The organism is Parafrankia sp. Ea1.12 (assembly GCF_900465275.1).
GTDB lineage: Bacteria > Actinomycetota > Actinomycetes > Frankiales > Frankiaceae > Parafrankia > Parafrankia soli.
The window spans coordinates 1-221 of the sequence record NZ_UBIZ01000688.1 but is presented as its reverse complement, the minus strand read 5'-3'; the positions used below and the strand labels follow the sequence as shown (position 1 = coordinate 221).

The following is a 221-nucleotide window of genomic DNA, read 5'->3' as shown; positions in this document are numbered from 1 at the left end:
CCGCTGATGGACCAGGGCCCGATCGGCCAGGCGCTGCTGGTGGCCCGAGATCGAAGCCTTCCTGAACACCGGCATCAGCAACGCCAAAAGCGAAGGGATCAACCGCGTGATCAAGTTCGTCGGCCGCTCCGCTTACGGCTTCCGCAACCCGACCAACCAGCGCCTCCGAGCACGCTGCGTCACCACCCGCCGAGCCCGCGGACACCTCCGCACCGCATAAC

The 221-nt window shown here is 67.0% G+C and carries 1 pseudogene; it reads left to right on the top strand.

Features of this window, described 5'->3' with window-relative positions:
• Nucleotides 1-49: 49 nt before the first annotated feature.
• Nucleotides 50-220 (top strand): annotated as a pseudogene (locus FMEAI12_RS35545) (transposase); the annotation flags it as partial.
• Between the last annotated feature and the right edge of the window lies 1 nt (nucleotide 221).